We start from the raw sequence: 25,770 nt of genomic DNA, 5'->3' as shown, positions 1-25,770 counted from the left end.
TTTAAGCGCAATCAATATATATTCAAATTATGGCATGTAATAACTGTTCGACAGGAACAACAACAGATGGTGTTCCTAAAGGATGTGGCAATAAAGGATCATGTGGCACAGGTAGCTGCAATAAATTAACAGTTTTCGATTGGTTATCCAATATGACTTTACCACAAGGTCAAGAACCTTTTAGTTGTGTAGAGATAAGATTTAAAAATGGAAGGAAAGAATTTTTTAGAAACCCTGAAAAATTAACTTTGTCTATGGGAGATATTGTAGCAACAGAAGCATCCCCAGGGCATGATGTAGGTATTGTTTCTTTAGCAGGAGAATTAGTTAAAATTCAAATGAAAAAGAAAAATGTAGGGGTAGATAGTGAGCTTCCAAAAATTTACAGAAAAGCGTCTCAAAAGGATATCGATATTTGGAGTGAAGCAAGAAATAAAGAAGAAAAAGTAAGAATGCGAGCTAGAGAAATTGCAATTTCTCTTAATCTAGAAATGAAAATTTCTGATGTAGAATTTCAAGGTGATGGTTCTAAAGCTACATTTTATTATACTGCAAATGACAGGGTCGATTTTCGTCAGTTAATTAAAGATTTTGCTAGAGAATTCAGTATTCGTATTGAAATGAAGCAAGTAGGTTTTCGTCAAGAAGCGTCTCGTTTAGGAGGAATAGGTTCTTGTGGAAGAGAATTGTGTTGTTCAACTTGGCTAACCGATTTTAGAAGTGTAAATACTTCAGCTGCTCGTTACCAACAATTGTCTCTAAACCCTCAAAAATTAGCAGGACAATGTGGAAAGTTAAAATGTTGTTTGAATTATGAACTAGACACGTACTTAGATGCATTAAAAGATTTTCCTGATTTAGACACTAAACTTTACACAGAAAAAGGAAATGCAAATTGTCAAAAAGTAGATATTTTTAAAGAATTAATGTGGTTTTCTTACGAAAATCAACCTGCACATTGGCATGTTTTATCAGTTGCAGATGTGAAAGAAATTTTATCTCAAAACAAACAGAAAATTAGAGTATCTGCAATTGAAGATTTTGTTGTAGAAACTACAAAAGAAATTGAAAAAAACTTTCAAAATGTTGTTGGTCAGGATAGTCTAACTCGTTTTGACCAAAAACCTAAAAAGAAAAACAATAAAAATAAAAAACGTCGTAAACCAACAAATTTTAAAAATGACCCTAAGAAGGAGTAAAATAGTATGGCTTATAATGGTTGTAATACTCTTTTTTTCATGTGATGAGAAAAGAGTATTTGATGAATATAAAGCTTTAAGCGGTAAATGGAAAAAAGAAGATGTCATTCGATTTACATTCAATCAGAATGATACTATTAATCCTTATAATTTATTTTTGAATATAAGAAACAATAACGAATATTCTTTTAATAATTTATTTGTAATCGTGACTCTAAAACAACCTGATAGTTTGGTTAAAATTGATACTTTAGAATATGCTATGGCAAATCCTGATGGTTCTCTTATGGGAGAAGGTTTCTCAGATGTTAAAGAGAGTAAGTTGTGGTACCAAGAAAATTTTGTGTTTAAACAAAAAGGAAATTATACTATAGAAATTCAGCAAGCTCTCAGAGAAACAGGGAGTGTTACAGGTGTTGAAGAATTAAATGGGGTAACAGACGTAGGATTTAGAATTGAAAAAATAAAATAATATATGGCTACAAAGAAAAAAGAAAATAACGACTTTTCTAGGTATATAAAAATTTTTTGGAAAACCTTTTTATTTGGATTAGGTTTTGTTGTATTACTATTTCTATTTGCATCTTGGGGCTTCTTTGGAGCAATGCCAACCTTTGAAACATTAGAAAATCCAGACTCTAATATTGCTACAGAAATTATGTCCTCTGATGGGGTGGTTTTAGGAAAATTTTATGCTCAAAATAGACTTCCTGTCACTTTCGAAGATTTGCCAAAGGATTTAGTAAATGCTTTAGTAGCTACAGAAGATGAACGTTTTTATGAACATTCAGGTATCGATGCAAGAGGGACTTTGAGAGCAATAGTAATGCTTGGTAAAGGAGGTGGAGCAAGTACAATTAGCCAGCAATTAGCAAAGAATTTATTTCATGGTAGTGATGGATCTAAAAATATTGTTCTAAGAATAATTCAAAAAATAAAAGAGTGGATTATTGCAACTCGTTTAGAACGTCAATATACTAAGAAGGAGATAATTGCTATGTATCTTAATCAAGTTGATTTTGTTAATGGAGCGATAGGAATTCGTTCCGCTTCAAAAATTTACTTTAATAAAGAACCAAAAAATTTAACTACAGAAGAAGCTGCAGTTTTTGTAGGAATGTTAAAAAACCCTTCTTTGTATAATCCAAATAGAGATACTAGAAAAAATTTAGTGCTCGATAGAAGAAATACTGTTTTAGGGCAAATGGTAAGAAGTGGTTTTTTGGATGAAGCTAAAAAAGAAGAATTAAAAAGCAAGCCAGTTGTTTTAGATTTTAAACCAGAAAGTCACAATGAAGGTATTGCTACTTATTTTAGAGAATACCTAAAGGTGTATATGAAAGATTGGGTTAAAAATCATAAAAAAGAAGATGGTTCGGAATATGATATTTATAGAGATGGTTTAAAAATATACACTACTATAGATTCGCGTATGCAAAAATATGCAGAAGAAGCAGTAGAAGAACATTTAACCATTTTACAAGCTAAATTTTTTGAGCTAGCTAAAAAAGAGAAAAACGCACCTTTTATTAGAATTACTGATGATGAAACGGAAAAAATCATTAAAAGTGCGATGAAAAACTCCGAAAGATGGAGAATTTTAAAAGAAGATGGAAAATCGGAAGCTGAGATTTTAAAATCTTTTGAAGTAAAAGCAAAAATGAAAATATTTACTTGGAAAGGTGAAAAAGATACTATAATGACTCCAAGAGATTCTATTAGATATTATAAACATTTCTTACAAACTGGAATGATGGCTATGGAACCCCAGACAGGTCATGTTAAAGTTTGGGTTGGAGGAATAAATCATAAGTATTTCCAGTATGATCACGTAGGACAAGGAGCAAGACAAGTAGGCTCTACTTTTAAACCTTTTGTTTATTCAACAGCAATTGAACAATTAGGAATGTCTCCTTGCGATTCTATTATTGATGGACCATTTACTATGCCAAGAGGGAAATGGGGTATTTCAAAAGCATGGTCTCCTACTAATGATGGAGGAAATTTTAAAGGAATGGTGACATTGAAAAAAGCTTTAGCTAATTCGCTAAATCCTGTTTCAGCAAAGTTAATGGACCGAGTTGGTCCTCAAGCTGTAGTTGATATGGCACGAGATCTTGGAGTAACTACTGAAATTCCTGTTACACCAGCTATTGCATTAGGAGCTGTAGATATTACAGTAAAAGAAATGGTTGGAGCATTTAGTACATTTGCTAATCAAGGAGTTTATATAAAGCCAACATTTATTACGAGAATTGAAGATAAAAATGGAGTAATTTTAGATCAAGTTATTCCACAATCAAAAGATGTTATGAATAGGGATGTAGCTTATGCTATTATTAAATTAATGGAAGGAGTTACAGAATCTGGTACTGGAGCACGTTTAAGAGGAGGCTCAGTAAATGGATTAACAAATTATAAATACCGATTTAGTAATCCAATTGCGGGAAAAACAGGAACTACGCAAAATAATTCAGATGGATGGTTTATAGGTACAGTGCCAAATCTTTCCGCAGGTATATGGGTTGGAAATGAAGATAGAGCAGCTCATTTTAGAAGAACACTTTATGGACAAGGAGCTTGTATGGCTTTACCAATTTGGGGTTTGTTTATGGATAAATGTTATAAAGATAAAGAATTAAAAATTTCTAAAGAAGCCTTTGAAAAGCCTGATAAAATTTCTATTAGAGTAGATTGTTCAACAGCAGGAACAGTTATAGATTCAACTGATGTTGAAGCTGTAGATATGGAAGAATTCGATTTTTGAAATAAAAGAAAATAGATTATGATTAAAAGAACAGTAAAAAATGTTAGTGAGGCCTTACAAGGAATTGAAAACGGTATGACAATAATGTTAGGTGGTTTTGGTCTTTGTGGAATTCCAGAGAATAGTATTGCTGAATTAGTAAATAAAAAAACAACAAATCTTACGTGTATTTCTAATAATGCAGGTGTAGATGATTTTGGATTAGGACTGTTATTGCAGAATCGTCAGATAAAAAAAATGATTTCTTCTTATGTAGGAGAAAATGCGGAATTTGAACGTCAAATGCTTTCAGGTGAATTAGAGGTAGAATTAACACCACAAGGAACTTTGGCTGAAAAATGTAGAGCTGCTCAGGCTGGAATACCTGCTTTTTTTACACCAGCCGGATATGGTACAGAAGTAGCAGAAGGAAAAGAAACTAGAGAGTTCAATGATAAGATGCATGTAATGGAATTAGCTTTTAAAGCTGATTTTTCAATTGTTAAAGCATGGAAAGGAGATGAAGCAGGAAATTTAATTTTTAAAGGAACAGCTAGAAATTTTAATGCTGTAATGGCTGGTGCCGCTAAGATTACCATTGCAGAAGTGGAAGAATTAGTTCCAGCAGGGACGTTAGATCCAAATGAAATACACATTCCAGGAATTATGGTAAATCGTATTTTTCAAGGAGAGAAATTTGAAAAAAGAATCGAACAACGTACTGTAAGACAAAAATAATATTATGGCTTTAGATAAAAATCAAATAGCACAACGAATTGCAAAAGAAGTAAAAGACGGTTATTATGTTAATTTAGGAATAGGAATTCCTACATTGGTAGCTAATTATGTTCGTGAAGATATTTCAGTTGAATTTCAAAGTGAAAATGGTGTTTTAGGAATGGGACCTTTTCCTTTTGAAGGAGAAGAAGATGCAGATATTATAAATGCAGGAAAACAAACTATTACAACTTTGCCTGGTGCGAGTTTTTTTGATTCTGCTTTTAGCTTTGGCATGATTCGTAGTCAAAAAGTAGATTTAACTATTTTAGGCGCTATGGAAGTTGCCGAAAATGGAGATATTGCTAACTGGAAAATACCAGGAAAAATGGTAAAAGGTATGGGTGGAGCAATGGATTTGGTGGCTTCTGCCGAAAATATTATTGTTGCGATGATGCATGTTAATAAAGCTGGGGAATCTAAACTTTTAAAAAGATGTTCTTTGCCTTTAACAGGAGTAGGGTGTGTTAAAAAAATTGTTACAGAATTAGCAGTACTAGAAGTTACAGATAAAGGTTTTAAACTATTAGAAAGAGCTCCTGGAGTTTCTGTCGAAGAAATTAAAAAAGCAACAGAAGGTAGTTTAATTATTGAAGGAGATATTCCTGAAATGAATATAGGTTAAATAGTAAAATAATAATAAATAAATAACAAAGCCACAATTCACTGAAATTCATTCGTGAATTGTGGCTAATTTTTAAGATATGAGCTATCCAAAAATAATTTTAAAACAGGGAAAAGAAAAATCGATTTTAAGACGTCACCCTTGGGTTTTTAGTGGGGCGGTTTATGGAGTAAGTAGGGAAGTTGAAGATGGAGAAATGGTTGAGGTTGTGGATAATGCAAGTAAACATTTAGGAACAGGTTTTTTTAGCGATAGAGGAAGTATTGTTGTACGTCTTTTAACTTTTGGGAATGAAATTTTTGATGCTAATTTTTGGCAAAATAAATTAAAATCAGCTTGGGAACTACGTTTAAAATTATTGGATTTAAACAGTACAAATGCCTTTCGGGTTATTCATGGTGAAGGTGATGGCATTCCAGGGTTAATTATTGATTACTATAATAAAAATTGGGTTATACAAGCACATTCCTCAGGCATATATTTGCAGGTAGAAGCTATCGCTGAAGCTATAAAAAATACTTTTCAAGAATTTTGTGAAACAATTTATTGTAAAAGTAGTGGAACACTTCCTAACACAGGCAAAGATTTTTTCTTGTTAGGTAGTCAATCAGAAACAATTGCTAAAGAAAATAATATTCACTTTCAGGTGAATTGGGTTGAAGGTCAAAAAACTGGCTTTTTCTTAGATCAAAGGGAAAATAGAAAATTGCTTGGTGAGTTTTCCAAAAATAAAAGAGTATTGAATACCTTTTGTTATACAGGTGGTTTTTCTATCTATGCAATGCATGCTGGTGCAGAATTGGTAACTTCTGTAGACATTTCTCAAAAAGCTGTAGAATTAGCTGAAAAAAACATGCAATTAAATTTTCCAGATTCTAACCATACAGCAGTAGCTTCAGATGTTTTTGAATTCATGAAAGAACATGCTAAGCAATATGATGTTATTGTATTAGACCCACCTGCTTTTGCAAAAAATATTAAAAATAAACATACAGCGACACAAGCCTATAAAAGATTAAATATAGCTGGAATCAAGGCTTTAGCTCCTAAAGGAGTGTTGTTTACTTTTTCTTGTTCTCAAGTAATTGATGATGTCTTATTCTACAATACTGTAGCTGCGGCTGCCATAGAAACTGGAAGAAATATTAGAGTATTGCATAAATTAGGGCAAGGCCCAGATCATCCTACTAATATATACCATCCAGAAGGACATTACTTAAAAGGATTGGTGTTATTTGTTGAATAATTTTTATGTTTTTGTGTTTTTTTATGAGTATAAAATAATTTTTTATTATATTTTAACAAAAAATACACTTTTTCTATAATTTTTAATGTTAAAAAAATGTTACATTTGTTTTTAACTAATCATTAACAATTAAACAATTATGAAAAACAAATTACGAAAAGCATTAGCATTGTCTTTGCTTACTTCTTTTTCATTTCTATCTCAAGCACAAGAAGTAGATAGAAATATTAAAGAGAAATTTTTTGATGAAAAAGGACAACCTACTTTAATCATCTTTAATGAAGAATCCAATTTATCTTCTTCTAATTTTCAAAGCATTTTGAAGGAAAATTTAAAACTTAAGAACGGATTTTCTTTTCAGAAAATAAAAGAAGAAATAGATAATCTTGGTTTACTTCATGAAAAATTTCAATTATATTATAATAATGTTAAGGTAGAATTTGCTACTTACACAATCAATTCTAAAGGCGGTAGAATTGTTTCTATGAATGGCGAAGTATACAACCCAACAAAAATTGATGTTAATCCAACAATTAGTGCAACTAAAGCATTAGATTTTGCAAAAAGAACTACATCAAGCACCTCTTTCTTATGGGATAATAAAAATGAGGCTTCTTTAATTGGATATTCTAAGCCACAAGGGGAATTGGTTTTATTGCCAGATTTAAAAGATGTTAATATAGAAGGAACACAACCAGAATTATTATTGGCTTATAAATTTGACATTTATGCTATCAATCCTGTAAGTAGAGCTGATGTATATATAGATGCAAAAAATGGTAAAGTATTATTTTACAATGCAACTATAAAACATGCAACAAATTTTGGACATGGTTCAGCTCATCTATTTACTGAAAAACATATTTGCTCAGAAAATAATAATGCTGAAAAAATTACAAAGACTTTTGAAGCATTAGTTTCTGGAACAGCAGCTACAAGATATAGTGGTAGTCAAAGTATTGAAACTACTCTTAGTGGAAGTAGTTATATTTTAAGAGATAACACAAGAGGAAACGGGGTTAATACTTATGACTTAAATACAGGGACAAATTATAATTCTGCAGTCAACTTTACTGATAATGATAATAATTGGACGACAGCGGAACATTCTGCAAATAAAGATAATGGTGCTCTAGATGCACATTGGGGAGCAGAAAAAACATATGATTATTGGAGTGCAGTTCACAATAGAAATAGTTTCAATAATTCTGGAGCTGCCATAAATAGTTATGTGCATTATAGTTCTAATTATGATAATGCATTTTGGGATGGATCAAGAATGACTTATGGTGATGGAAGTGGAACCTATTTTGATATTTTAACTTCTTTAGATGTGGCTGCTCATGAGATTGGTCATGCAGTTTGTACTTATACAGCTAACCTTGCTTATCAAAGAGAATCAGGTGCGTTAAATGAAGCATTTTCGGATATTTGGGGAGCTACTGTAGAATATTATGCAGCACCTAATAAAAGTCCATGGTTGATTGGAGAAGATATTGAGCGTCGTTCTGGTCATGCAGCACTTCGATCTATGAGTGATCCAAATAGTGAAGGTCAACCTGATACTTATGGCGGAACATATTGGAGCAATCCAAACTGTGGAACACCAACTCAATCAAATGATTACTGTGGTGTACATAGAAATAGTGGCGTTTTAAATCATTGGTTTTATATTTTGTCTGTTGGAAAATCTGGGACAAATGATATAGGAAATAGTTATAGTGTTACAGGAATATCTATTGATAAAGCAGCAAAAATTGCTTATCGCTTAGAGAGTGTATATTTATCAGCTAATTCAACATTTGCAAATGCAAGGACTTATGGAATTCAAGCTGCAGTAGATTTATATGGAGCAGGTTCTGCAGAAGTAATTGCAACTACAAATGCTTTTTATGCAGTAGGAATTGGTTCTGAATACTCTGGTGGTGGAGGTGGAACTACATGTTCAACAACTATTACTTCATTCCCATATTCTGAAGGTTTTGAAAATACTTTAGGAGCTTGGTCTCAAGGTTCAGGTGATGATTTCGATTGGATTGTTGATGCAAATGGAACTCCATCTAGTGATACTGGGCCATCAAGTGCTGCTCAAGGATCATATTATGTGTATGTAGAAGCTTCTAGCCCAAATTATTCAAATAAAACAACAATTCTTAATTCTCCATGTTATAATTTAAGTGGAGCATCAGCTGCAACTTTTACTTTTAAATATCATATGTATGGAGCTACTGGTATGGGAGGTTTAAAACTACAAGTAAGTACAAATGGTACTTCGTGGACAGATGTTTGGACTCAATCAGGTAATCAAGGAAATTCTTGGCTTTCTGCATCAGTTAATTTAGCTTCATATACAGGTTCAACAGTTCAATTAAGGTTTGTGGGTTCAACAGGAACAACTTGGCAAGGCGATATTGCTGTTGATGATGTGGCATTATCAACAGGAACAATCAATCCTCCTACATGTACTAATGTAAATATCAATTTCGTTTTTGATAATTATCCAGAAGAAACAAGCTGGCAAATTTTAAACTCAAGCAATCAAGTAGTAGAATCAGGCGGAACTTATGGAAGTCAAGCAGATGGTTCTTCATTAACTATTACTAAATGTTTAGCAGCTGGTTGTTATACATTTAAAATAAATGATAGCTATGGAGATGGTATTTGTTGTTCTTATGGAAACGGAAGTTATTCAGTTACTTCAAATGGAACTACGCTAGCTAGTGGTGGTTCATTTGGATCAAGTGAATCAACTAACTTTTGTGTGGGAACTACAGGTTTAATTTCTAACGTTTCTACTATTACTGAAACAAGTAAAAATGTTGATTTTGCAATGTATCCAAATCCTGTTAAAGGAAATATTTTAAATGTGATTTCTAATGATGGAATGAAAGATTATAAAGTATATAATGTAATGGGACAATTAGTTTTACAAGGTCAGATTGAAAACGACCAAATAAATGTAGGTTCTTTAAATGGAGGAATTTATGTTGTAGAACTTAATACTTACAAAGAAAAAATAACTAAGAAATTCATTAAAGAATAAAGAATTAATTAGGTTAAGTTAGTTATGTTAAAAGAAAGAGGCTACAATTTGTAGCCTCTTTTATTTTCTAATAATTATAAGTTAGCAAAAAAATCATTTCCTTTATCATCAGTAATAATAAAAGCTGGAAAATCTTTAACCGTAATTTTACGAACAGCTTCCATTCCTAATTCTTCGAAGTCTACGACCTCTACTTTTAAAATATTATCTTGTGCTAAAATTGCTGCAGGACCTCCAATTGAACCTAAATAAAAGCCTTTATGTTTTAAACAAGCATCTGTAACCTGTTGAGAACGATTTCCTTTGGCTAACATAATCATGCTTCCTCCAGCAGCTTGAAATTCATCTACATATACATCCATCCTACCTGCTGTTGTAGGCCCGAAACTTCCTGAAGGCATTCCCTCTGGTGTTTTAGCTGGTCCAGCATAATAAACAGGATGATTTTTGAAATATTCTGGCATTGGTTTACCCGAATCTAATAATTCTTTAATCTTTGCATGCGCAATGTCACGGGCAACTATAACAGTTCCGTTTAATTTTAAACGTGTTTTAATAGGGTATTTAGTTAATTCAGCTAAAATTTCTGACATAGGTCTGTTCAAGTCAATTTCAACTGCTGGTTGTAAATGAGGAGCAATTTCTGGTAAAAACTGTCTTGGATTGATTTCTAATTGTTCTACAAAAATACCTTCTTTGGTAATCTTACCTTTAATATTTCTATCTGCAGAACATGAAACTCCTAATCCAACTGGGCAAGAAGCAGCATGTCTTGGTAAACGGATAACCCGAACATCATGTGTAAAGTATTTTCCACCGAATTGTGCTCCAATTGCACTTTCCTGACAAATTTCTTGTACTCTTTTTTCCCATTCTAAATCACGAAAAGCTTGACCTGCTAGATTTCCTGATGTAGGAAGATTGTCAAAATAACCTGCTGAAGCTTTTTTTACAGTAGCCAAATTAGCTTCTGCTGATGTTCCTCCAATAACTAAAGCTAAATGATAAGGAGGACAAGCAGAAGTTCCCAAATCTTTAATTTTTGTTCGAATGAAAGTTTCCATTGATTTTTCATTCAAAAGTGATTTTGTTTGTTGGTATAAAAAGGTTTTATTGGCTGAACCACCACCTTTTGCTAAAAATAGAAATTCATATGAACTTCCTTTTTTGGCATAAATATCAATTTGTGCTGGTAAGTTTGAACCCGAATTTTTTTCTTCAAACATGCTAATAGGTACAATTTGAGAATAGCGAAGATTTTTCTTCTCATAAGTGTTAAAAATACCTTTTGATAACCATTCTGCATCATTCACACCTGTGTATACATCTTCTCCTTTTTTTGCCATTACAATAGCTGTTCCTGTATCCTGACAAGAAGGTAATTCTCCCTCAACAGCAACAGCTGCATTTTGTAATAAATTATAGGCTACAAATCGGTCGTTATCGGTGGCTTCAGGATCATTTAAAATATTTTCTAAGCTTTTTAAATGCTTGGTACGCAACATAAATGAAACATCATTCATTGCTATTTCAGCAAGTAATTCAAGCCCTTTTGGGTCAATTGTTAGAATTTCTCTGTCACCTAACTTTTCTACTTTCACATAGTCTGAGGTAATTTTTTTGTATTGTGTATCATCCTTTTCAATAGGATATGGGTCTTGGTATATAAAATCCATTGTGTTGTTTTTTGAAGCGTAAAGTTAAGAAAAGTGCAGTGATTAGAGAAATTTCTATTCGTACAAAACTATTATTATGAATTTAGTTACTAAAAAAACCAACTAGCCACTAAAACACCAGTAATCACACAAATTAAGTCAACTAAAAGCATCATTCCTAGTGTGTATCGCGTATTTTTAATACTTACAGAGCCAAAATAAACAGCAATTACATAGAAAGTGGTTTCGGCACTACATTGAAAAATACAACTTAAACGACCAGCAAAAGAATCTGGTCCAAAAGTACGCATTGCATCAATCATAAATCCTCTTGAACCACCAGAACTAAAAGGTCTTAATAAGGCAACAGGAAGTGAATCGGTAATTTGTTTGGAAACACCCATATGAGAAAAAATAAAAGAAATACCATGACTGATAATTTCAAACAAACCACTATTTCTTAAAAGTGAAATTGCTACAAGCATTCCCATTACATAAGGAAAAATCATGACTCCAGTTTTTAAACCGTTATTAGCACCTACAACAAAAGTGTCAAACATAGTAGTCTTTTGAGTCGTGAATTTCCTTTCATTAATAAAGGAAAAAACTAAAGTAAAACCAATAATTGCCAATAATAAAACACCTGATAAATTCGCTGTGAAATAATTTTTACCTATTAAATCTAAAGTATTAACGTAGAATAATAAACCAATAATTGCTCCAATTAATCCCATTAAAACAGCTAATAAAGAAACACTCTTAAAATTGATTTTTTGTTTTATACCAACTAATAAAAAGGCAGCAATTGTTCCAACAAACGATGTAATTATACAAGGTAACATCACATCAGCAGGATTCGCTGCATTTTCAGCAGCTCGATAACCAATAATTGATGTAGGAATTAAAGTCAAACCAGCTGCATGTAAGCACATAAACATAATTTGAGCATCACTCGCTTTATCTTTATCTTCATTTAATTCTTGCAAACTTTGCATGGCTTTTAAACCAAAAGGTGTAGCCGCTGAATCTAATCCTAAAAAGTTAGCTGCAAAATTCAAAGTCATATAGGAAATTGATTCGTGGCTTTTTGGTATAGAGGGAAATACTTTGGCAAACATGGGACTTAATTTCTTAGCTAATTTTTCAGAAGCACCTGAGATAATAAGCAATTCCATTATGCCACAGAAAAAAGCTAAATAAGCAATTAAGGGAAGTATTAAATCCAATAAACTACTTTTGCACATAGGTAACAATCCATCAGATTGTTGTACACCACTGTATATTTTTACAGTTTGTTTATTATAAATATAACTAGTATCAGCGTCTTTAGTATTTCTATTTAAAATAAAAATTTTATCTGTAGATTTTTGAATACTGTCTTGGACAAATTGAGGAATATCTTTTAAATATTTTTCAGAAATTAAAATTGGCTCATCTTTTTTACCATTTAAAACATAATCAATTGAATAATATTTATTGGTAAACAAACCAATTATAATAAATGTAATAGAGAAAACAAATATCGCTAACCAAAATCTACTTAAAACCATAAAACTGAATTTTTGTAAATATACAATTTATGAGATAAAATTATTCTAAAACATTTGTTTAGCAAAAGACAGTATTAATTTTTATTTATAAATTGATTTTATATATTTATAAAAAAGTTTAATTTGATTCCTTAATCCATTGATTTATAAAATGAAACAAAAAATACTAAAAACAATATCATTTATTTTTTTAACCTCACTTTCTTTTTCTCAAACAAAAGAAGATATTTCTAAGATTGTTAAAAGTTATGATGTTCAAAAAATAAAGGAAAAAATCATTTATTTTGAGAGTATAGAAAAAAAAGAAAAAGAAATTGCCATTGAAAAAGCAAAAGAAATGGGTTGGCCAATTTTCATATATGGAGAAGATGGCTCTTTTCAAGAATTAATGAAATTAACTCCAGATGGTTTTCCTATTTATTATGCAACTACTAATGCTAATGCTGCTAAATCTACAAGAGCAATTCATTTAAATTCAGGAGGAACGTTAGGCTTAAATTTGAATGGGCAAGGGATGGTTGCTAGAGTTTGGGATGGTGGAACTGTAAGACGTTCACATACTTTATTTGAAGGAAGAGTAACTACTGTTGATGACCTTTCTGGAACAACATATACTGCACATGGAACACATGTTACAGGTACAGTAATTGCATCTAATTCTTCAGCTACAGCTAAAGGGATGGCTTACCAAGCTACTGCTAGAACATTTAATTGGACAAATGACGAAAGTGAAGCTTCTAGCGAGGTTCTTGATGGAATGTTAATTTCAAACCATTCTTATGGTGTGCCAATTACAAGTGGTTCAGGAACTGTTCAGCCAGCTTGGTATATAGGCGCTTATACAAGTGCAGCAAGAAACTGGGATGAAATTGCTTATTTAGCACCTTATTATTTAACAGTCATGTCTGCAGGTAATGAGGGTAATAATAATGATAATTTAAATCCTATCTCATTTGGTTTTGATAAATTAACAGGTGATAAAACATCTAAAAACACATTAATAGTTGCAAACGCTCAAGACGCAAATGTAACTGCAGATGGAACATTAATTAGTGTAAATATTAATTCTTCAAGTAGCCAAGGACCAACGGATGACAGGAGAATTAAGCCAGATATTACTGGAAATGGAACATCATTGACATCAACAACAAGTACATCAGATACAGCTACAGCAAGTTTGACTGGAACATCTATGGCAAGTCCTAATGTGACTGGTACGTTATTGTTATTGCAACAACATCATAAAAATGTAACGAATAATTTTATGAAGGCGGCTACTTTAAAAGGGCTAGCTTGTCATACAGCTGATGATGCTGGAAATGCTGGTCCTGATGCTAAATTTGGTTGGGGATTATTGAATGCTAAAAAAGCGGCACAAACCATCACTAATAATGGATTAGATTCATGGATTTCAGAAGAAAATCTTTCTCAAAACGAAACTTTTACAATGAGTTTTGTTTCTAATGGAGATCTAAATAATCCTTTAATTGCTTCAATAACTTGGACTGATGTTCCTGGAGAAGCAAAAACTAATACAGTAGAAAATGATGCTACTCCAGTTTTAGTTAACAATTTAGATATTAAAATAACTAAAGACGGTGTAACCTATTATCCATGGAGATTACAAGCTGACCCAAATAATTTAGCAACGAGAGTTGATGATAATAATGTAGATAATGTGGAACAGATAAAAATTGATAATCCTTCTGCTGGAGAATATTTAGTATCAGTTACCCATAAAGGAAATCTGGTTAATGGAAATCAAAATTTCTCATTAGTTGTTACTGGTGTAAGTTCTAATTTTTCTTTGATATCAAAATCTGATGATTTAATACTATGTAATAATCAAAATGCTATTTATGAGTTTGAGTACAAACAAATAGGATCAGGAACAACTACGTTTTCTGCTATTGGATTACCAATAGGTGCAAATGCAGTTTTTAGTCCAACAAGCTTAAGTGCTAACGGAACTGTAACTATGACAATAGCAGGATTGACAAATGCGCAACCTGGAGAATATTTTGTTGGTATTATAGGAGATAATGGTCTAGAAACTGAAACAAGAACAAAACAATTAAAATTGTATTCCAATATCTTCCAACCTACAGTATTAATATCTCCTGTTAATAATCAAGATACAGTAGCTACAACAGTAACTCTAGATTGGGAAAATGATGTAAATGCAGAATCTTTTCATGTGCAAGTTTCCACAGATTCTAATTTTAATTTTTTAATAGCAGATATAACTGATATTTTAACTTCGGAATATATCTTAACTAATTTATCCGAAGAAACTAATTATTATTGGAGAGTTATTCCTTCAAATAGATGTGGAATGGCTACTGAAGTAGATGCAACTGTTTTTAATTTCAGAACAGGTATTATAACTTGTGGTTATTCATTTTCTGCATCAGATTTTTCAAATGCAATAATTGGAAGCACAGCAAATAGCACAGCATCGGTTCCTATTGAAGTAACAGGTGGATTGTTAATAGGAGATCTTAATATAGCTTTAGATATTTCACATACTTATATTGAAGATATGACATATTATTTAGAAGGACCTGCATCAATTGGTAGTCCTATAATAACGTTATTTGATCAACCTTGTGGAAATAATGATGATATAAATTGTACTCTAGACGATTCTGGAAGTAATTTTATATGTAGTTCATCAGTTCCTTCTATTACAGGTATAGTTAAGCCAGAAGAAGCTTTAAGTGCATTAAATGGATTAAGTGCTGACGGTATTTGGATAGTAAGAGTTGTTGATCCTTTTAATGGCGATGGTGGTTCTATTAATGCAGTAACACTTTCAATTTGTAATTTAGAACAATCATTAAGTAATACTATTAATGATTTTTCTTCTAAAATTAATGTATACCCAAATCCAGCCAATAGTAATATTACTATTTTATTTGACTCTAATTTATCAGGAAATACAAATTATACTTTGTATGATATGCAAGGTAGAGTAATAGTTGAAAAAGACGCTACAAGCTCGACGGTACATTTAAATATTGAGAATTTAACTGAGGGTGTTTATTTGTTATCTATTAAAAATGGAAATGATAAAACAATTAAAAAAGTAATTATAAAAAGATAAATTTATTTAAAAATTGAGTATAAAAAAAGAGCTATTTTTTAGCTCTTTTTTATGTTTTATACATGAATAATTTCATCATCTACTAATAAATCTTCTCTTCGAAAGCGTAAAAAGATTTGTGCTACTGCAATAACATCCTTTTCACAATAAGTAATAATCCGGTCAATGTCTTTTTCAATATAAAAAACATGAGCTACTTCACTACCATCGATATCATCTTTTGGTGAAGGAACTCCCAAGACTTTTGTAAGTAGTTTTAAAGAAGTGAAATGTTTGTAATCTCCAAACTTCCATAGCTCTAACGTATCAAGATGAGGTACTTCCCAAGGTTTTTTTCCAAATAAATTTAGTTTGTCTGGCAAAGCCACGCTATTAATAATCATACGACGAGCCATGAAAGGAATATCAAATTCTTTAGCATTATGACCACATAAAACATGTTGAGGTTGATTAAAATGTGTGTTTAATAAGTTTGAAAAATCTTGCAGAATTTTCTTTTCTTCACCCCAAAAACTAGTTACTCTAAAATTTCGGATATCCGCTTTATTGGTAAAATATCCTACTGAAATGGTAATTATCTTACCAAACTCTGCCCAAATTCCTGCACGTTCATAAAAATCTTCTGCAGTTACTTCGTCTCTTCTTTGGTATTGTGTTTTGTTTTCCCAAAGCTTCTTAGTTTCTTCGTCCATTCCCAAATAGCTATTATATTCTGGAACCGTTTCAATATCTAAGAACAATATATTGTTGAGGTTGATTTTTTCAATCATAAAATCAATTTTTTTACTTTTATCTATTTTCTTTGATTAATCATTTTATACGATTCCTCTACATAAGTGTATAAATCATTACTATGTGGATCAGTTTCTGTTTGCAATCCTTTTATGTGACCTAATCGAACAATGATTAAATTATCTTCTGGAATAACAATTACAAATTGCCCAAGATGACCTCTCAAATAGAAAAGTTTTTTATTATTTATAGTGTGCATCCAAAAACCATAACCATATTGTGGGCTTTCTGGGAAACGAGGCGTGATGCACTTTTGGACAAATGTTGAATCTAAAATTTGCTTGCCATTCCATTTTCCATTATTTAAATATAATTTTCCTAAACGAGCAAAATCTCTAGCATTACTAGCGATACAACAATAAGCTTTTTCAATTCCATCTGGTTCGTGATCTAATTGCCATAAAGCATCATTTTCTGCTCCTAAGGGTTGCCAAAAGTTCTTGGAAACATAATCGGAAACATATTCTCCAGTTGCTTTTTCTATACACATGGCAAGCAATTGTGTGGCTCCACTTAAATATTTAAAAGATTGCGCAGGCTTTTCATTAATTTCTAAGCCTAATATTACTTTTTTTAAATCATCGTCAAAATAAGCTCTTGTTACAATTGAAAACGGACTGTAATATTTTTCATCCCAGCTTAATCCTGAAGCCATAGAAGATAAATCGCCAACCGTAACTTCTTTGGCAAATTTACCTTTTAATTGAGGCAAAAAATCGACTACTTTTTGATCTAAACTTTTTATTTTTCCTTCCATAATAGCTTTACCTAACGCCATAGTGATAACACTCTTTGCCATTGAAAACGAGTTGGATTTGGAATCTTTTGTGTAGCTATCAAAATAACTTTCGTGAACAATACTGTCATTTTGAATGATTAAAAAGGCAACAGTTTTTAGTTCACTATGCGTTTTTTCTAAAGTTTCCGTTGCTGTAATTGTATTGTAATCTTTTGATGTATTCCAAGGTTGTGCAATTCCCTTTTTTATTTCTCTATTTGGGAAATGAGTATAATCTTCTAAAAAGGCAGTAGTATAGCCTCTAAAATAAATTGTTCTTACTGCTCTTAAAAGATAATCAACATCAAAAATGTACATCAAGATAATAATGGAAACAAGAATAATTGCAAACCATTTAAAGAATTTTTTAAGGAATTTCATGTTTAGCTTATAGAATTATAAGCATAAAAGTAAGGAAAAAGTATTTGCTTTTAAAATTTTCAGAAAAGACTTTGTTGTTTTATTGGATTTTCATGATCTATTAACCATTTTTTTCTCCATAAGCCACCAGCATAACCAGTAAGTGAGCCATCAGAGCCAATTACACGGTGACAAGGAATAACAATCCAAAGCGGATTTTTCCCATTTGCAGAAGCTACAGCTCTTATTGCTTTTACATCACCAAGAGTTTTAGATAATTCAAGGTAGGAAGTTGTTTTTCCGTATGGTATTTTTAGAAGAACTTTCCATACTTTTTGTTGGAAATCGGTTCCTTTAGGATTTAATTCAAAGTTAAATTCCTTGCGTTTTCCTTCAAAATATTCTCTTAATTGATTAACAGCTTCTTTTAATTCTAAAGGTATTTTTTTTGAAATTTCTCCTTCTTCATTAATAGATATTAATGAAATGCCTTTTTCGTCTCCTTTTATTTTAGCTGTTCCTAATGGAGTATTTATAAATACTGTTTGCATCCTATAAATATAAAAAAACCATCTTATTAAAAGATGGTTTTTCGTAAGTAAGATATAAAAAAATTGTTGTTTTCTTATTTGAACATCACTGATTTCTCTTCGCTTTTCTCTTCAGCTTTTACTTTACCTTTGATGATTAACACTTTAGGTGCAGCTCCTTCTTCACTAGTAGTAACAGTTACAGTTTTTGTAAAATTTCCTGGAGATGCTGCATTGTAAGTTGCAGTAATGCTTCCTTTTTCACCTGGTTTAATAGGTGTTTTTGTATAATTCGCAGCAGTACAACCACATGAAGGCTTTACATTTGTAATTAATATGGTTTCTTTAGTCGTATTTGTAAATGTAAACTCATAAGAAGCTGGTTTTCCTTTTTCAATTTCACCAAATTCATGAGTTTCAGTATCCCATTTCATTGCAGAGGCTTTTGTTTGAGCAGCAGCTGGAGCTACTGTGTTTGGAGCTTTGCTTATAGCTTTTTTTGCTTCTACTGCTTGTGCAAAAGATAGAGAACAAATGAATAATGCAACAATTGATAGTTTAAGCGTTTTCATATTAAATGTTTTTGTAATTATTTGATAAGCAAATTTAAAAAGTAATATTAACTTTGTTGTTAACTAATGTGTAATGATTGTTAATGACTTGTTAATGATGTTTAACAAATTGACTTAATTCGTACCATTACAAAAAAAATAAAGTGAAGTTTACACGGTTTAATATAGTTATTTTAGTTGGATTTCTTGCAATTTTAGGCGTTGTCGTCATGCAATTGTTTTTGTTAAATCAAGCTTACTCTTTTGAAAAAAAAGAAGTTGAAGACAAAATATACTATGCTTTGTTAGACGTTGTGGAACGCATTTATGTGGATAATAATTCCGAATTAATTGTAGCAAATCAAATAAAAAAAGTAGCTCATAATTATTATGTAGTGAATGTTAATGATGTGTTTGAAAATAATATACTAGAATTTTATTTAAAAAAAGAATTTGCGAAAGTTAAATTGGATTTAGATTTTGAATATGCAATTTATGACTGTGGATCTAACAATATGGTTTATGGTAATTATATAACCTTAAATAGCGAGCCTAGTAAAAAGTGTGTTGATTGTTTTACAAAAAATGATGAATTAATTTATTATTTTGCTGTTCGTTTTCCAACTTTAAAACAAAGTTACTTTACAAGTTTAAAGCAATATTGGTTATATACTATTGTTTTGCTTTTGGTATTAATAGTATATGTTTACTCTGTTTTGTTAATGTTAAAGCAAAAAAGATATACGGTTTTACAAAACGATTTTATTAATAATATGACTCATGAGTTCAAAACTCCATTGGCCTCAATTTTAATAGCTTCTAATTTTGCTAATGATCAAAAAGAAATAAAAGAGAATCCTAGATTATCAAAATACATTCAAATTATTATTAAGCAAAGTAATAAATTAAATGAACATATAGAACAAATTCTATCATTAGCTAAGACGGATAGTAATAATATTGAATTAAGTAAGACTAATATTGATTTTAGGAAAGTTTTAGAACTTATAAAAGAGAATATTTTATTAAAATATACAAAAAATATTGAATTTGAATTAGATTTTTCTAGTAAGCCTATTATAAAAGCAGATGAATTCCATTTTTACAACATTCTTTACAATATAATTGAAAATGCAGTAAAATATAATGATAAAGAGCCCATTGTAAAGATTTCTTTATTGGAAAATGAAAAAACAATATCAATAGTTATTTTAGATAACGGCAATGGAGTGCCTAAGAAAGATTTGCCTTTTATTTTTGATAAATTTTATAGAGTAGAAAGAAAAGACAGTAAAGAAATTGAAGGGTTTGGAATAGGATTAGCCTATGTTAAAAAGATAGGTCAATTGCATGGTTGGAAAATAAAAGCAGAAAATGCTAATCCAGGATTAAGAATTACAATTGAAATACCAAAATCAGATATTCATGAGTAAGAAAAGAATTTTATATGTTGAGGATGATGAAACCTTAGCGTTTTTAACAGCAGATAATTTAGAACAGCATTTTGATGTGGTTCATTGTAATAATGGTTCAGCTGCATTCCAACTATTTTGTGATGAAACATTTGATTTGTGTGTGCTTGATATTATGCTTCCTGATATGGATGGTTTTGAAATTGCAACAGAAATAAGGAAACGAAATAAAGAAATACCTATTATTTTTTTATCGGCTAAAACCATGAAAGAAGATAGAATTAAAGGTCTAAAATTAGGTGCTGATGATTATTTGGTAAAACCTTATTCTATAGAAGAATTGATTCTTAAAATTGAAATTTTCCTAAATAGAAGTCAAAAAAATATTGAAAAATCTCAAAGTAAATATATATTAGGATCGTTTGAATTCGAATTTGAAAATTATTCCTTAAAAAATGATAAAAAGCAAATTACATTAACAGAAAGAGAAGCTTCTTTATTAAAATTGTTTTTAGATAACGTAAATACGGTTTTAAAAAGAGAAAAAATTTTAACTTCATTGTGGGGAAATGACGATTATTTTTCTGGTAGAAGTTTGGATGTGTTTATTTCTAGACTTAGAAAAATTTTAAAAGAAGAGGCAAGTGTAAGAATTGAAAACATACCTAGGATAGGCTTTAAGATGGTTATTGATTAATTTTTAATGAGTTATAATTGTTAATAAAATTTGTTAATAAAATTTTGAAAAGAGTATTGTTTAAGTAACTTTGCAATTATGTTATTAGACAAATATATATCCGAATTATTATATCGTTATCAGTGTGTAACTATTCCTGGTTTTGGTGCTTTCGTTACCGAAATTCAGTCTGCACATATTAGTGGAAGCGCAAGCACTTTTTTACCACCTAGAAAAGTCATTTCATTTAATAGTAATATTAAAAACAATGATGGTTTACTAGCAAATCATATCTCTCTTTCAGAAAAAATTACTTATGAAAATGCGGTAATCAAAATTACCTCAGTAGTAAATTCATGGATTTCTGCTTTAGAGAATAAAGATAAAATTTCGTTAGAAAATATTGGAGAAATATATGTGAATGGAGAGTATAATTGGGTGTTTCAACCGTCAAATGCGGTTAATTATTTAGTATCTTCTTTTGGATTAAATAGTTTTGTTTCTCCAGAAATGAAGCGAGAAGCATTATTAAAGCAAGTTGAAGTTTTTGAAGTAAAGAAACCAATTGTTTTAATTCCAGAAAAGAAGAAAAACTATTCTTACTTGAAGTATGCTGCAGCAGTTACATTGTTTTTAGGAGCGGGTTTATCTGCTTATAAGATACAATATGATCAGAAAGTTGCAACAGATACTTTAACAGTTCAAAAAGAAGTTCAAAAAGAAGTTCAAAACAGAATACAACAAGCTACTTTTTTTATAGATAATCCTATTACAACAGTGGAGTTAGCTGTAAAAGAAGAAAAAAGACCTTATCATTTAATTGCAGGGGCTTTTAGAAGTGAAATAAATGCTGAGAAAGCACAAAATCTATTAATAGAGCAAGGATATCCAGCTCGTATATTAGAAAAAAATAAATATGGGTTAATTCCAGTTGCTTACGGAAGTTTCAAAACTTCTGAAGAGGCTGAATCATTAAAAACAAAACTTTTTAAGGAAGACAGTATAGAATCATGGCTTCTAATAAATTAAAATCCCTTTTTGGGATTTTTTTATGCTTTGTATTGTTTCTGCTTATTATCTTTGCATAAAAAAGCAATGCAAGTAAAATACCCTTCAGATTCACTTACTACTTTAACTGATTTAGTGTTGCCAGGTGAAACAAATCCTTTGAACAATCTTTTTGGAGGAGAATTATTAGCTCGTATGGATAGAGCAGCTAGTATAACTGCTAGAAGGCATTCTAGAAGAATTTGTGTAACGGCTTCAGTAAATCACGTTGCTTTTAATAGAGCTATTCCATTAGGAAGTGTAGTAACTGTAGAATCAAAAGTATCTAGAACTTTTAATACCTCTATGGAAATATTTATTGATGTGTGGATTGAAGATAGAGAATCTGGAATTAAAAACAAAGCTAATGAAGCGATTTATACCTTTGTTGCAGTTGATGAAACTGGAAGACCTATTCAAGTAGCACCTATAGAACCACAAACAGAATTAGAAAAAGAACGTTACGAGGCAGCTTTAAGAAGAAAGCAATTGAGTTTAGTTTTAGCTGGTAAAATGAAGCCAAGTGAAGCTACCGAATTAAAAGCCTTATTTTCATAAAAAGAAAGAGGCTGTCCGAAAAGTATTTTTTTTGTCAATCTGAACTTGTTTCAGATTCTAAATTCTATTGAAAATCAATTATATAAGATTCTGATTCGCCTAGGCGAACAGAATGACAAGTTTCCTGATTTTTCGGACAGTTTCTTTTAATTTTATACAGAAAAGAATTCTTCTAGTTCTTTTAAGGTTTCTGTAGTAGGAACTAAGTCTTTTACAATATTGCCTTTTTCAAGAACAACAATTCTATCAGATACTTCAACAGTATGTTGCAAATCATGGCTAGAAACTAAAACGGTTGTGTTTTTATCTTCTGCTAGTGATTTAATTATTTTCTTTAGTCTAATTTGAGTTGTTGGATCAAGATTTGCAAAGGGTTCATCTAAAATAATTACTTCTGGATTTCCTATTAAAGCGCCTACAATTCCTGCTTTTTTTGCATTTCCTTTAGATAAATCTCTCAAGTATTTTTTATTATTTAAAATTTCTCCATTAAAAAAATCTTCATAGTTTTTAAGAAATGCATCTACATCAGCTTTATTCCAGCCTCTAAGTTCTCCAATGAAATAAAAATATTCTTCAGGGGTAAGATAGCCTATTAAGAACGTTTCGTCAATAAAAGAATTGGTAAAGGTTTTCCAAGATTCATCTGAATTAATTTGAATTGCATTTGAAGTTATTCCACCACTAGAAGGCTGAATTAAATCCAATAGAAGACTAAAAAAGGTTGTTTTTCCAGCTCCATTATTTCCAACAAGGCCAAAGCTTTGTCCTTTAGGAATTTCTAGATTTTCTATATTTAAAACGGTAACTCCGTTGTATGTTTTTGATAAGTTAGAAACTTGTATCATGATGTTGTTATTTCAAGGTTAATGAATGTTGTGTGTTGTAAATTGCAATTATTTTTTTTGTTTATAGGCTTCAATTGTAGCATATTTTTCTTTTTTGTAAACCGATTCAATTATTTGGAAAACTTTATTTTTAAAAGCAAATCCCAGAATTCCTGCTAAGGCAACAAATAAATAGCCATATTGCCAACCTAAAGTATAATATCCTAAAGCATAAATAACCATTGGTAAGAATAACTTTGGTAAAGAAATTATTAGTGTTTTTATATTAAAAGATTTTTTATCTCCAAAGGCATTTTTGTTTGAGGTTAAATCTATAGGTGTTTTTATATAGGCTCCGCCTAATAATACTAAATGTGAGTTAACACCTATGTTAAAAATAGCTCCAGCTAATATAGCTAGATAGGATTCTATCCCGAAAAACAAATAAAAACTCGCTAATAAAGTTGTTACTGTGGTTGCAATAACCATTAACCACCATTTTGATGATAAATAATCTTTATAAGTAATGTTTTGGGTCATCATTAAAGGATAATAAGAACTATCCCAACTAGGTACAAATTGTCCAAAATTTAATAAAAATCCACCAGAAACGAATATACCAGCAAATATCTTCCAAACAGGAGCATCATAAGCTTCTATTGAGTTGGTAAAAAATAATAATCCATAAAACAAGAACAAAAAACTCATAAGGAGTGTAGTCTTGGCACGTTTATTTCTTTTTAAAAGACGAATGTCATTTTTTAAGAAAGTTCCTAAGCTGCCTAATTGATCTAACCAAGTAAGATTTTCAGTAGTGGCAAGGTCTTGTTTGATTGATAATCCTGCATCTAAGTAAAGGTTGGATTTGAAGAATTTAAAATTGATATAATAAATTGAAATTAATAATATAGCTGGAACAGCAATTAAAAATGCATGATGGTAAAAAGATTCAAAAAAAACATTTGTATATTGGGTTATATCAAAAATTGCATAATATTGAAGTACTCCAAATAGCGCAAAAATTCCTACGACAATATAAAATAGGGAGTCTTTTTTGTCTATTAAAACGGATAAGAAATTATTAATATAAATAAAGAATAAAATGCTCATACACCAAAAGATAACTTCAGGTGTAAATCCTTTAGAAAGTAAAACAATTGTAAAAGGAATAAAGAAAAACCAATGTATAAAATTAAAAAAAGAAATAATGGTTTTACTTAAAGTATAATGTACAATACTATTTTTCTTAATATTTTGATTCAAAAATGGCCTAATGGTTAAAGTAGGCATAGATTGAAAGAAAAACCGAATAATTAAGTCCAATACTAAATAATAAATAATAAATTTATTGATGGTTTTAAAAGGGTCTAAACCAGCATCTTCAATTATGAAGTAAGAACCTATTCCCAGTCCAATAAAAACAATTATAAAATAGATAGCTCCAAAAATCATTAGAATTTTTAAAGCTAAATTGGATGAAAAAGAGGAAGACCTTAGAAAAGACTTCCATTCTAATTTGAGAAATTGTTTTACCATATTTTAGTTTTGTTGGTTTCTTATTGGTAGTAATAATTGTAAAAATGTTACGATTAATTTACTAAACTATATTCTGGGTAAGTTTCTTTTAGATATTCTTCTGTTTTTGAAGGAATGATTTTCACAATAATATAAGCCGTTATTATTATTGAAATGGAAAAAAATGAAAATCCAAATAAGAGGTAGTCATTTTGCAGAAGGGAAGATGAAGAATGGCTAAAAGTATTTAATATATGAAAAGGCAGCATAAGAATTCCCGAAAAGGAACCATATCCAAAGATAATTTGTTCAAAGAGCCATATTTTTCCTGTTTTTTGTTTCCGTTTTTTAATTTTTTTATTGGCGCGAAAAAGCTCTAAAAACAGAATAAGGATTAGTAAACTAAATAGCGCAATGAAGATTTCTTTAAAATAAAACATTTTTATAAAATAGAATAAACCAAAAACAAGACAAGTTGTTAAAATAATTTTAGGTATTGAAAAAAAGTCTTTAAAATGACTCCAAACGATTTTATTATATTTTTTACTTAGTACTTTTTGTCTTTTTTCAACGACATCCATAAATCCAAAAACACCAAACTTTTTAAATTCCATTTGTAATGCAGCTTCAAAACTTAGCTTTGGATTTTCTTGCCATTGTGCTTCAATAGCATTAGCTAAATGATCCACTAATTCAGTTTGCAAATCATAATATTCTACATAATGATTACGAGTGAATTGATATAAATAATCTATTTGTTCTGTAGAAAGTTTCATA

Annotated in this window: 21 protein-coding genes; 12 read left to right on the top strand and 9 right to left on the bottom strand. The window is 30.5% G+C overall.

All coding sequences use genetic code 11. From position 1 onward, the window contains the following. Positions 1–29 precede the first annotated feature (29 nt). The 7 genes from ACULEV_RS15930 (at position 30) to ACULEV_RS15900 (ending at position 9,636) form a co-directional block, all read left to right on the top strand. Positions 30–1,199, top strand: a complete 1,170-nt coding sequence (locus tag ACULEV_RS15930) for a PSP1 domain-containing protein (RefSeq protein WP_445456035.1) — start codon at positions 30–32, stop codon at positions 1,197–1,199. Beyond that, positions 1,180–1,671, top strand: coding sequence for a gliding motility lipoprotein GldH (locus ACULEV_RS15925; protein WP_445456034.1), 492 nt, complete (start codon positions 1,180–1,182; stop codon positions 1,669–1,671). Before ACULEV_RS15930 ends, ACULEV_RS15925 begins: the two co-directional genes overlap by 20 nt. Before the next feature lie 3 nt (positions 1,672–1,674). Further along, positions 1,675–3,966, top strand: coding sequence for a penicillin-binding protein 1A (locus ACULEV_RS15920; protein ID WP_445456033.1), 2,292 nt, complete (start codon positions 1,675–1,677; stop codon positions 3,964–3,966). Between the two features lie 18 nt (positions 3,967–3,984). After that, positions 3,985–4,683 (top strand): CoA transferase subunit A, encoded by a 699-nt coding sequence (locus ACULEV_RS15915; RefSeq protein ID WP_445456032.1) that lies wholly within the window; start codon positions 3,985–3,987, stop codon positions 4,681–4,683. 4 nt (positions 4,684–4,687) lie between these two features. Further along, on the top strand, positions 4,688–5,347 hold the full coding sequence (locus ACULEV_RS15910) for a CoA transferase subunit B (protein WP_445456031.1): 660 nt from the start codon (positions 4,688–4,690) through the stop codon (positions 5,345–5,347). Between the two features lie 79 nt (positions 5,348–5,426). Then, a complete protein-coding gene (locus ACULEV_RS15905) occupies positions 5,427–6,593 on the top strand; it encodes a class I SAM-dependent rRNA methyltransferase (RefSeq protein ID WP_445456030.1) in 1,167 nt (388 codons plus the stop codon). Positions 6,594–6,732: 139 nt separating this feature from the next. Next, the gene (locus ACULEV_RS15900; RefSeq protein WP_445456029.1) at positions 6,733–9,636 is read left to right on the top strand and encodes a M4 family metallopeptidase; all 2,904 of its coding nucleotides are present in this window, start codon (positions 6,733–6,735) and stop codon (positions 9,634–9,636) included. A 74-nt stretch (positions 9,637–9,710) separates the two neighbouring features. On the opposite strand, the gene ACULEV_RS15895 is transcribed toward ACULEV_RS15900, so the two are convergent. Both ACULEV_RS15895 and ACULEV_RS15890 read right to left on the bottom strand, forming a co-directional pair. Beyond that, positions 9,711–11,312 (bottom strand): fumarate hydratase, encoded by a 1,602-nt coding sequence (locus ACULEV_RS15895; protein ID WP_445456028.1) that lies wholly within the window; start codon positions 11,310–11,312, stop codon positions 9,711–9,713. An 89-nt stretch (positions 11,313–11,401) separates the two neighbouring features. Continuing rightward, complete coding sequence (locus tag ACULEV_RS15890; RefSeq protein ID WP_445456027.1) at positions 11,402–12,841, bottom strand: nucleoside recognition domain-containing protein; 1,440 nt, start codon at positions 12,839–12,841, stop codon at positions 11,402–11,404. A 151-nt stretch (positions 12,842–12,992) separates the two neighbouring features. Here ACULEV_RS15890 and ACULEV_RS15885 point away from each other — a divergent pair, with 151 nt between their 5' ends. After that, a complete protein-coding gene (locus ACULEV_RS15885; RefSeq protein WP_445456026.1) occupies positions 12,993–15,947 on the top strand; it encodes a S8 family serine peptidase in 2,955 nt (984 codons plus the stop codon). A gap of 56 nt (positions 15,948–16,003) precedes the next feature. Here the strand turns inward: ACULEV_RS15885 and ACULEV_RS15880 are convergent, their stop codons facing one another. The 4 genes from ACULEV_RS15880 to ACULEV_RS15865 all read right to left on the bottom strand — a co-directional run bounded on the left by ACULEV_RS15880 (position 16,004) and on the right by ACULEV_RS15865 (position 18,979). After that, the gene (locus ACULEV_RS15880) at positions 16,004–16,717 is read right to left on the bottom strand and encodes a 3'-5' exonuclease (protein ID WP_445456025.1); all 714 of its coding nucleotides are present in this window, start codon (positions 16,715–16,717) and stop codon (positions 16,004–16,006) included. A gap of 23 nt (positions 16,718–16,740) precedes the next feature. Continuing rightward, positions 16,741–17,898: a serine hydrolase domain-containing protein gene (locus tag ACULEV_RS15875; protein WP_445456024.1), complete on the bottom strand. Its 1,158-nt coding sequence runs from the start codon at positions 17,896–17,898 to the stop codon at positions 16,741–16,743. Between the two features lie 59 nt (positions 17,899–17,957). After that, positions 17,958–18,428 carry a methylated-DNA--[protein]-cysteine S-methyltransferase gene (locus ACULEV_RS15870; protein ID WP_445456023.1) on the bottom strand — a complete coding sequence of 157 codons (471 nt, stop codon included), beginning with the start codon at positions 18,426–18,428 and terminating at the stop codon, positions 17,958–17,960. Positions 18,429–18,502: 74 nt separating this feature from the next. Beyond that, a complete protein-coding gene (locus ACULEV_RS15865; protein ID WP_445456022.1) occupies positions 18,503–18,979 on the bottom strand; it encodes a DUF1573 domain-containing protein in 477 nt (158 codons plus the stop codon). A 143-nt stretch (positions 18,980–19,122) separates the two neighbouring features. On the opposite strand from ACULEV_RS15865, the gene ACULEV_RS15860 reads away from it, so the two are divergent. From ACULEV_RS15860 to ACULEV_RS15845, 4 genes are all read left to right on the top strand, one after another. Continuing rightward, positions 19,123–20,391 carry a sensor histidine kinase gene (locus ACULEV_RS15860; RefSeq protein WP_445456021.1) on the top strand — a complete coding sequence of 423 codons (1,269 nt, stop codon included), beginning with the start codon at positions 19,123–19,125 and terminating at the stop codon, positions 20,389–20,391. Beyond that, the gene (locus ACULEV_RS15855; protein WP_445456020.1) at positions 20,384–21,067 is read left to right on the top strand and encodes a response regulator transcription factor; all 684 of its coding nucleotides are present in this window, start codon (positions 20,384–20,386) and stop codon (positions 21,065–21,067) included. Before ACULEV_RS15860 ends, ACULEV_RS15855 begins: the two co-directional genes overlap by 8 nt. A gap of 78 nt (positions 21,068–21,145) precedes the next feature. Beyond that, positions 21,146–22,075, top strand: coding sequence for an HU domain-containing protein (locus tag ACULEV_RS15850; protein ID WP_445456019.1), 930 nt, complete (start codon positions 21,146–21,148; stop codon positions 22,073–22,075). A gap of 66 nt (positions 22,076–22,141) precedes the next feature. Then, complete coding sequence (locus ACULEV_RS15845) at positions 22,142–22,651, top strand: acyl-CoA thioesterase (RefSeq protein ID WP_445456018.1); 510 nt, start codon at positions 22,142–22,144, stop codon at positions 22,649–22,651. Between the two features lie 152 nt (positions 22,652–22,803). Here the strand turns inward: ACULEV_RS15845 and ACULEV_RS15840 are convergent, their stop codons facing one another. The 3 genes from ACULEV_RS15840 to ACULEV_RS15830 are packed head-to-tail and all read right to left on the bottom strand — an operon-like array spanning position 22,804 to position 25,769. Further along, positions 22,804–23,499 (bottom strand): ABC transporter ATP-binding protein, encoded by a 696-nt coding sequence (locus tag ACULEV_RS15840; RefSeq protein WP_445456017.1) that lies wholly within the window; start codon positions 23,497–23,499, stop codon positions 22,804–22,806. A 48-nt stretch (positions 23,500–23,547) separates the two neighbouring features. After that, positions 23,548–25,014 (bottom strand): DUF5687 family protein, encoded by a 1,467-nt coding sequence (locus ACULEV_RS15835; protein WP_445456016.1) that lies wholly within the window; start codon positions 25,012–25,014, stop codon positions 23,548–23,550. Between the two features lie 53 nt (positions 25,015–25,067). Next, positions 25,068–25,769 (bottom strand): hypothetical protein, encoded by a 702-nt coding sequence (locus ACULEV_RS15830; RefSeq protein WP_445456015.1) that lies wholly within the window; start codon positions 25,767–25,769, stop codon positions 25,068–25,070. Position 25,770 lies beyond the last annotated feature (1 nt).

This window comes from Flavobacterium sp. HNIBRBA15423, from assembly GCF_052655965.1.
This window is presented reverse-complemented; position numbering and strand designations above follow the sequence as displayed.

What these genes read in the sequence shown, in the direction of transcription:
- ACULEV_RS15930 (WP_445456035.1), top strand. Translation starts at nt 30, where the DNA reads ATGGCATGTAATAACTGTTCGACAGGAACAACAACAGATGGTGTTCCT.
- ACULEV_RS15925 (WP_445456034.1), top strand. Translation starts at nt 1,180, where the DNA reads ATGACCCTAAGAAGGAGTAAAATAGTATGGCTTATAATGGTTGTAATA.
- ACULEV_RS15920 (WP_445456033.1), top strand. Translation starts at nt 1,675, where the DNA reads ATGGCTACAAAGAAAAAAGAAAATAACGACTTTTCTAGGTATATAAAA.
- ACULEV_RS15915 (WP_445456032.1), top strand. Translation starts at nt 3,985, where the DNA reads ATGATTAAAAGAACAGTAAAAAATGTTAGTGAGGCCTTACAAGGAATT.
- ACULEV_RS15910 (WP_445456031.1), top strand. Translation starts at nt 4,688, where the DNA reads ATGGCTTTAGATAAAAATCAAATAGCACAACGAATTGCAAAAGAAGTA.
- ACULEV_RS15905 (WP_445456030.1), top strand. Translation starts at nt 5,427, where the DNA reads ATGAGCTATCCAAAAATAATTTTAAAACAGGGAAAAGAAAAATCGATT.
- ACULEV_RS15900 (WP_445456029.1), top strand. Translation starts at nt 6,733, where the DNA reads ATGAAAAACAAATTACGAAAAGCATTAGCATTGTCTTTGCTTACTTCT.
- ACULEV_RS15895 (WP_445456028.1), bottom strand. Translation starts at nt 11,312, where the DNA reads ATGGATTTTATATACCAAGACCCATATCCTATTGAAAAGGATGATACA.
- ACULEV_RS15890 (WP_445456027.1), bottom strand. Translation starts at nt 12,841, where the DNA reads ATGGTTTTAAGTAGATTTTGGTTAGCGATATTTGTTTTCTCTATTACA.
- ACULEV_RS15885 (WP_445456026.1), top strand. Translation starts at nt 12,993, where the DNA reads ATGAAACAAAAAATACTAAAAACAATATCATTTATTTTTTTAACCTCA.
- ACULEV_RS15880 (WP_445456025.1), bottom strand. Translation starts at nt 16,717, where the DNA reads ATGATTGAAAAAATCAACCTCAACAATATATTGTTCTTAGATATTGAA.
- ACULEV_RS15875 (WP_445456024.1), bottom strand. Translation starts at nt 17,898, where the DNA reads ATGAAATTCCTTAAAAAATTCTTTAAATGGTTTGCAATTATTCTTGTT.
- ACULEV_RS15870 (WP_445456023.1), bottom strand. Translation starts at nt 18,428, where the DNA reads ATGCAAACAGTATTTATAAATACTCCATTAGGAACAGCTAAAATAAAA.
- ACULEV_RS15865 (WP_445456022.1), bottom strand. Translation starts at nt 18,979, where the DNA reads ATGAAAACGCTTAAACTATCAATTGTTGCATTATTCATTTGTTCTCTA.
- ACULEV_RS15855 (WP_445456020.1), top strand. Translation starts at nt 20,384, where the DNA reads ATGAGTAAGAAAAGAATTTTATATGTTGAGGATGATGAAACCTTAGCG.
- ACULEV_RS15850 (WP_445456019.1), top strand. Translation starts at nt 21,146, where the DNA reads ATGTTATTAGACAAATATATATCCGAATTATTATATCGTTATCAGTGT.
- ACULEV_RS15845 (WP_445456018.1), top strand. Translation starts at nt 22,142, where the DNA reads ATGCAAGTAAAATACCCTTCAGATTCACTTACTACTTTAACTGATTTA.
- ACULEV_RS15840 (WP_445456017.1), bottom strand. Translation starts at nt 23,499, where the DNA reads ATGATACAAGTTTCTAACTTATCAAAAACATACAACGGAGTTACCGTT.
- ACULEV_RS15835 (WP_445456016.1), bottom strand. Translation starts at nt 25,014, where the DNA reads ATGGTAAAACAATTTCTCAAATTAGAATGGAAGTCTTTTCTAAGGTCT.
- ACULEV_RS15830 (WP_445456015.1), bottom strand. Translation starts at nt 25,769, where the DNA reads ATGAAACTTTCTACAGAACAAATAGATTATTTATATCAATTCACTCGT.